Source organism: Ensifer sp. NM-2 (assembly GCF_003024455.1).
Classification (GTDB): Bacteria; Pseudomonadota; Alphaproteobacteria; order Rhizobiales; family Rhizobiaceae; genus Ensifer; species Ensifer canadensis.
Genome location: NZ_PVZR01000016.1, coordinates 174,050 through 180,527 on the forward strand (window position 1 = coordinate 174,050; position 6,478 = coordinate 180,527).

Below are 6,478 nucleotides of genomic sequence, written 5' to 3' on the forward strand. Positions count from 1 at the left end.
GTGCATGGAGAACACTGTCTGAGGGTCGCGATCAACAATAACCGCACCAGACGCCAGGACTTGAAGTTGCTCGTCGACGAGGTCGTCCGGCTTGGCCGGGAAATCGTCCGGGCGAGCGCAGCTGCCTGAATGGCCCGCAAACCCCAGGGCGTGACGTTCGTTGTCACCGCGTCAGCGACGGTTGACGTGGCGTGACGATGCGGTCCGAGGTGCCGTCGGCCAGAAGCCGAATCATCTCCGTGACTGCGGCTTCCCGTTGCGGATCTCGGCCGGCGGCATAGGCGACGGGCAGGGCGACGCGAATGTCCGGGGCGACCCCGTTTCCTTCCAGCCGAACATTGTCGTCGATGACCGCATCGGAAACGGCAATTTCAAGGAGGCTGTTGTCGGGCAATGTATAGGCGCGGCCAGCCAACAGCGCGCCGGCGGTTCGCTCGCCCACAAGCGGAATGCCATTGATCTTCAGCGCGTAGGCGAAAAGCTCGAGCCCGCTGCGCGTGCCCTCATCGACCAGCGCCACCACCGGCCCGCGCCAGCGAACATTTGCCAGCGTGTCCTTTCCGCGCCGCGGGATCAATCGGAACGACGGCGTGTCGCCGACGAACAGTTCGGCGGCGTCCGCAGCGCCACCGCCCCAACGCCCGCGGAGGTCGACGACCAACCCGTCGACATTGCTCAGGCGACCGGTCGAAAGCTCGCGCGCCGCGATATCCAGCCCATCGCGCGTCGAAAGCGTCCAGAATCTCACATAGCCGATCTTTCTCCCGTCCCGTTCGCTCACTGCGACGCTGTCCTTGATCGCCTTTTCGAATGTTGGGAGCGGGCGCAGCCGTTCGACCGCAACCTTGATGCTTGTCAGCGCCGCATCAGCCTTACGGCGCAGACGGACGTCAACCGATTGCCCGACCTTGCCTTGAAAGGAGGCGATCTCGCGATAGGGCTTACCATCGACGGCAAGGATCTCGTCGCCCATGACGATCCCCGCCTTTGCTGCCGGAGAACCATCATAGACATCAGTCACGAACCGGGCATCGCCTATTAACTGCGTGACCATGCCGATGCCGGCGTAGTTCACTTCTCCATCGGGCGGAAACAACCGTCGCAGGTCATCACGGATAGCGAAGCGGAAGATGTCGCTCAACTCGAAGTACGCAATCGTGTCCGATTTGAAACGGCCATTGTGGGAGGCTTGCAGGCTGGCCAGCGCCGTTTCGATAGCCGCATCCACGCGGGCTGTGGAACCCGTCGTGGACAGCGCGGGTACCGCGCTTTCGATTTCTTTTTTTGCAGCTGCGTTGAAGCGATCGAGCGCATTTTCGTCGTGAAACTCCGAATTCACCAACGTGATGACGCGGTCGAAGACCGGATCGCCCGACCGAGGCACGTCGGTCGCAAAGGCGCTCACGGATATGAACGCCAGCAGGATCGGGGTTTGTGCGGCCCTGAGTATCGCATTGCGCATCGGCGGATTTCCGGTTCGTTTCCGCTCATTATCGGTCGAAGCGCGGCGGAGGCGAGGCCCGGCATTGCAAAATTGCGTGATCGCCAGTGTGAGGCACTGGCTGCACCGCGCGCCATCGCCTCCGGTTTTAGAGATGACGATGGTAGGAGGTCGTGAGGGGCCGATGCTGATCACTTTGCCCGTCAGCTAAAAGCCTGGTCTAGAAACCGGCTTTCCGTAGCTCGCCGGCTAGAAATTCGGTAAAAACCTTCACTTTCGACTGCAGAAGGCGGTTGATCGGGTAGACCACGTAGATGCTGCGCCGGGCAAGTTTTTGCTGCGGCAAAATCCGCACGAGCTTGCCGCCATCAAGCGGCGGCTTGGCGATGAAGGACGGCAAGGCACCGATGCCGATGCCGGATTGGATCATCTGACATAACATCAGACTATTGTCCGCGATGAAACGCGCGGGCAATTCGATGCTTGTCGTCCCATAGGGACCTTCCAGCACCCAGTTCCCCGGTTGGTCGGCAAGCCGGTAGGCGAGGCAATGATGATGCTTGAGATCGCTGACCTCGGTCGGGGTGCCATTTGCCGAGATATAGGCAGGCGCTGCACAGATGAATTGCTCGACTTCACCAAGCCGCCTGGCAATCAAAGATGAATCCGTAAGCGTCGCACGCACGCGGATGGAAACGCCGAAGCCCTCGGAGACGACGTCGAGCACGTGGTCATCGAGATGAGTTCGCATTTGTCGGCGCGTCCTTGAAATTCCGCGGCGCGGATGCGGCGCCAATCCGCCCGGTGGCCTTGCCGCTTCGATAGGATCGGGTACCAGGCGTCCACACGTGGCCAACCGAGACGCCGTGGGAAAAGCTCGCGGCGCTCTTGTTACGTCTCGAGTCCTGTTTGATGGACGACGACCTCGGCAAGGCCGTGCCCCTGGCCACGGCAACAGGCTGACACTGCTACCCCTTGCCCATTCGGCGTTCGTTCCAGTCCTGCCATACTTGTTCGAAATACAACCAAATATTGCATTTGTGGCATGGCTGGTTTCACGGCTGAAACCGGGCGATTACAATTACCGGCGCCTGCCGTGAGAAATCTCTACGATCTTCACGCCGATGGCGGTCTTGGATTCGTTGAAAACGATCTCACCTCGGCCAATGACCGTGCCATTGACCTTGAGGTCGACCGGGTCTCCAAAATTTGTATCGAGATCTATGTGATCATCCCGATGCAGCTTGGAAAGCTGGGCCACAGTCAGCCTGCTGCGGCCAAGGACTACCTCGATGACAAGCGGGATGCCCTGCACGGCATGTTCGCCAATCGGGGCGCTTTCCAACGGAACAGGGCCGGTTTCGATCTCCGGCACGCCATTGTAAAAAGTTTCGTTCATCATCATGCACCACCCAAAAACACTGGTTTACAAGTCCTTAACGAAAGGGTTGCGCCAGTTCACCATGACAGGCAATGGCACCGGGGAGGGCAGGGCCCGTGCGCCTTCCGTGAGCGTTAACAATCCATTAACATCCACAAAGGCGACGTCGGAAACGTGTCCTAGAGTGTCATTGCGGACCAACTTCCTTCCCGCTTTTCGAACCCTATCGCCCGGCGACCATCAGGCAGCTTGTCACCGAGTCGGACGACATAGACATATCCGCCATAGACCATCAGCCCGCGATCGCCGTCGCTGAACACAATCTCGAACTTTGGAGGGCTCGGGGCAACCGTGCCTTTTGAAGGGTCGGTATCAGGCGCGAGTTCCACGGAAGCGTCGCTCCAAGGCAAACTGGGCGCCGGTGCGACATAATAAATCGCGGTCAAGGCAGATAGGCTGCAGATAGAAATTGCCGCAATCTGCGAGGAAATGCCGTTGGGCCTCATGACATTCGGGTGAAACGTGGCTGCGGCCAATATGCAGTCCTCCTATATTTTACTGATGCTTGCGGCGGCGGGTTGAGGAGGCGGCCGGGTCGATTTGTGGCCTGACAATAAATCTGTCTCGGACCTTTGCTTGACGATGCGACTCAGATGCCTCAGCGCTCCATGCGAAACATTTCACCCTGACCCTGACAGGACAACGCGATCGACAGCGGTTTCCACATCTTTCGATTGCCTTCGAAAGGCGTCCACACTCAGGGGGTATGAGCGATCCAAGGGTATAGCGTCGTCAAGCGCTCCAACTCATCGCATTCGCAAGCGTTGCGTGAACCGTCGATTGATCGATACGCATTCAATGTTCAATGAGGACGCCGATTGCTCTCCTTTGGGCGAGCTGTCCGTCACCAGTTGCCGGGGTCGGCGGTGTGATCGACACTGGCAAACTCGTCGGCCTTTTTCCGATCCAGCGTGAGGCCAGTGGTGATCTTTGCCTCATCTGTGACCGAATAGGACAGAGGCGGCGGCCGATTGGTCAGCTCCTGATACATAAGCAAGGCAGCCTCCTCGGCGGTATCAGCCGCGAACTCTTCGTTGATAGTGACGGTGAACTTATGCATAGCCTTCTCTGTGCTCTTTCGACGCCCCGCACCCAAACGCGATTGTAGCGTCTCTGGAGACCCCGGTATATCCATGCGCCTCAATATGCTCGCATGCACCAATGGCCGCGTTCATCGCCACCCCGCTTTCCCCGGAGGATGACGTTAAGTTATCGGCAGCATCGCTGATCACGCCCAGCGCCAGGTTCACAGCCATCGTAGCGAACTCTGGCTGCAGTCACATTGCAGATCTGCCTTGAAGAGGTGGGCGGCGCCGATCGCTTGGCGGCAAGCGGGCGCCGCCCTCGTCGCGAAGGCGTACGACGTCGCGTTGGCGGGGAAGCCACGCCCAGGAATATTAGAAAGCGCGGCAACGCCAATCTATACCTCATTGAGGCACTTCCGATACCTTGGTCGGCGTAAGCTGGTCGACGCGGCGGCGCGAACTGGAACAGGCCGCATAGAATCGTGAATAGCCCGAGACCCATGAGGGCAAAATCCGCCACAGCACGCCGTCAAAAGTGCCGGCAAAGACCTTGCCGGTCGATCACATTATTTGCGCGATCGACCGGGCGGCTAACTGATTGGGTTAGGAGCGAACCTGATCACAGAACTTGAGATTGGCTGGCTTCTCCAGAATGAGGTCGTAACCAACGTTGTTCATGTCTGTGGTCGGCATTGAGCCATCGACGATATCCATTACACGTCCCGTCTCCTCCATCCAACGCGCCGGAGTTCAGCGGCGATCCACTGTCTGCCTGCTACGCTTCGGATCTGGAAAGCCTCGTAGTTGAAAAGCGGCCAGCGTTGTGGGTGACGGCCAAGTCCGCCACGGGGTTGGTGAAAGGTCGGCTGTTGGGTGAAAATACCAATACAGTACCAATCAACGATTGCCGTCAGTCCAACACCGTCAATTCGTCTATCCAGACATATCCTATCATATTGTATTATAATTCCTATTGCTGGATTCTTCTGCCAGTGATTTGGAAATCATGGCCGTTGACTGGACAAGTGGTCAGTTTTTGGTCTTACTACATGGACCGAACCTCTTATAAATGTAACGGTTCGGTCGTGATCACGGAAAGTACATTTCGATCCGGTCGTCAGTAGGCTCGGCCGGTCAGCGGAAAACTGGGAGAGTTAAATGAAGCTGAGATCCATTTTTGCCGTCATGACGGGACCGATCAAGGTCGCACCAGCTGCCACACGCGCGCAGGGTGGGGCGAGACGCTACATTCTGGGCGTCCTGGCAGCAACGGCCTGCTTTATTTCGGCCGTTCCAGTCAGTGCCTTTGATCAGGCCAATGCCGACCGCATCAAGCAGTTGGTCGACACGGGCATGCAATATTACTGGTCGGGCGGCGACGTCAAAAAAGCCGAAGCCGAAGTCTTCAAGGGGATCACCCTTCACGGCAAATACGATGTCGTGGAGGCGGCTTTCAAGGAGGCGTCGACGTTAGCTCCTGAGCGACTGGATTTTCAGTACGCCGTCGCATCGACCCAGATCATTCAGAAAAAACTGGACGAGGCGCAGACGACATTCCAGGGGATCCTCGAAAAAGATCCGACGGCCTTTGACGCCCAAAGCTGGTTGGAGGCCATTGCTCGGATTCGTGGCGATGAGACCAACGTGGCGCTCGCTCATCAAGCTCTCGCAGGGCTCGATCGCGAACAAGCAGAGGTGTATCGCAAGCGTTTTATCCGCGCAGAGCAGATCATGGCAGAAAAGCCAAACTTCGATGTACCGACGCTGCCTGGCAAGGTGATGGTGGTCGCGCTCGGATATGCGTTGGCGGACGACGGCACAGCCCAGCAAACTCTGCTTGACCGCCTCGAAGTGACATTGAAAGCTGCTGAAGCTAATCCCACAGCGCTCGTGATGGTGAGTGGCGGAGTGCCGAAGAACGGCGTCACCGAGGGTGACATCATGTCTAAGTGGCTGGTCGACAAGGGCATCAGCCGTGATCGCATCATCATTGAGGACAAATCAAAAGATACGATCGGCAATGTTGTCAACGCTGCCAATCTCCTGGTGCGGCACCAGGCCGATACCGTAATTTTGGTGACAAGCTCAAGCCATATGCGCCGTGCTCGTACGGTCATGGAAGATGCCCTGACGCAACGTGATTTGCCGACCACTGTCGTGCCACTGAATGCGCTGGACGCACCGTCTCAGGAGGAGGCAGCAAAGGTGGGCGCTGACGAACGGTTGGTAATCTACCGGGATCTGATGCGTGTATCGGGTGTCTGGGCTTACCCTGGGCTTCAACAGTAGTCGTTTTCCCACGGCAACAGAATGCTATGAACAGATTGCGCGTCCCAATCCATACTTGAGATGGAGGGGCGCGTAAGCTGGCTCAGTGGTTCACTCTGAACGACCCGCAGTAAGGCGCATTTGAGTTCCATAAGATACCTTATGCGATCCGTTGTTGTAGCCGCAAAGTTGAAGTGTCCTGATCCTGCAAAGTAAGAATGTCACTCTCCCCGGGTTTTGATGACCTGGGAGATTGCGGATGGGATTGATTGCGATGAGCGAGCGTGACCTGCAGCGGATTGA

At 57.7% G+C, this 6,478-nt stretch carries 6 protein-coding genes; 1 reads left to right on the forward strand and 5 read right to left on the reverse strand.

What is annotated here, in order from left to right; genetic code table 11:
• Positions 1-163: 163 nt before the first annotated feature.
• The 5 genes from C6558_RS27050 to C6558_RS27070 form a co-directional block, all read right to left on the reverse strand.
• On the reverse strand, positions 164-1,462 hold the full coding sequence (locus tag C6558_RS27050; RefSeq protein WP_107027975.1) for a S41 family peptidase: 1,299 nt from the start codon (positions 1,460-1,462) through the stop codon (positions 164-166).
• A gap of 199 nt (positions 1,463-1,661) precedes the next feature.
• Complete coding sequence (locus C6558_RS27055) at positions 1,662-2,192, reverse strand: substrate binding domain-containing protein (RefSeq protein WP_107027976.1); 531 nt, start codon at positions 2,190-2,192, stop codon at positions 1,662-1,664.
• Positions 2,193-2,522: 330 nt separating this feature from the next.
• Positions 2,523-2,846, reverse strand: a complete 324-nt coding sequence (locus C6558_RS41740) for a FliM/FliN family flagellar motor switch protein (protein ID WP_025428803.1) — start codon at positions 2,844-2,846, stop codon at positions 2,523-2,525.
• 155 nt (positions 2,847-3,001) lie between these two features.
• Complete coding sequence (locus tag C6558_RS27065; protein ID WP_057206424.1) at positions 3,002-3,358, reverse strand: hypothetical protein; 357 nt, start codon at positions 3,356-3,358, stop codon at positions 3,002-3,004.
• A gap of 368 nt (positions 3,359-3,726) precedes the next feature.
• Complete coding sequence (locus tag C6558_RS27070) at positions 3,727-3,942, reverse strand: hypothetical protein (protein ID WP_057206426.1); 216 nt, start codon at positions 3,940-3,942, stop codon at positions 3,727-3,729.
• A gap of 1,123 nt (positions 3,943-5,065) precedes the next feature.
• On the opposite strand from C6558_RS27070, the gene C6558_RS27085 reads away from it, so the two are divergent.
• A complete protein-coding gene (locus tag C6558_RS27085) occupies positions 5,066-6,196 on the forward strand; it encodes a YdcF family protein (RefSeq protein ID WP_234907938.1) in 1,131 nt (376 codons plus the stop codon).
• The last annotated feature ends 282 nt before the right edge of the window (positions 6,197-6,478 follow it).

Bases quoted from the DNA above. Each gene is read 5' to 3' on its own strand.
- C6558_RS27050 (WP_107027975.1), bottom strand. From the start codon at position 1,462: ATGCGCAATGCGATACTCAGGGCCGCACAAACCCCGATCCTGCTGGCG.
- C6558_RS27055 (WP_107027976.1), bottom strand. From the start codon at position 2,192: ATGCGAACTCATCTCGATGACCACGTGCTCGACGTCGTCTCCGAGGGC.
- C6558_RS41740 (WP_025428803.1), bottom strand. From the start codon at position 2,846: ATGATGATGAACGAAACTTTTTACAATGGCGTGCCGGAGATCGAAACC.
- C6558_RS27070 (WP_057206426.1), bottom strand. From the start codon at position 3,942: ATGCATAAGTTCACCGTCACTATCAACGAAGAGTTCGCGGCTGATACC.
- C6558_RS27085 (WP_234907938.1), top strand. From the start codon at position 5,066: ATGAAGCTGAGATCCATTTTTGCCGTCATGACGGGACCGATCAAGGTC.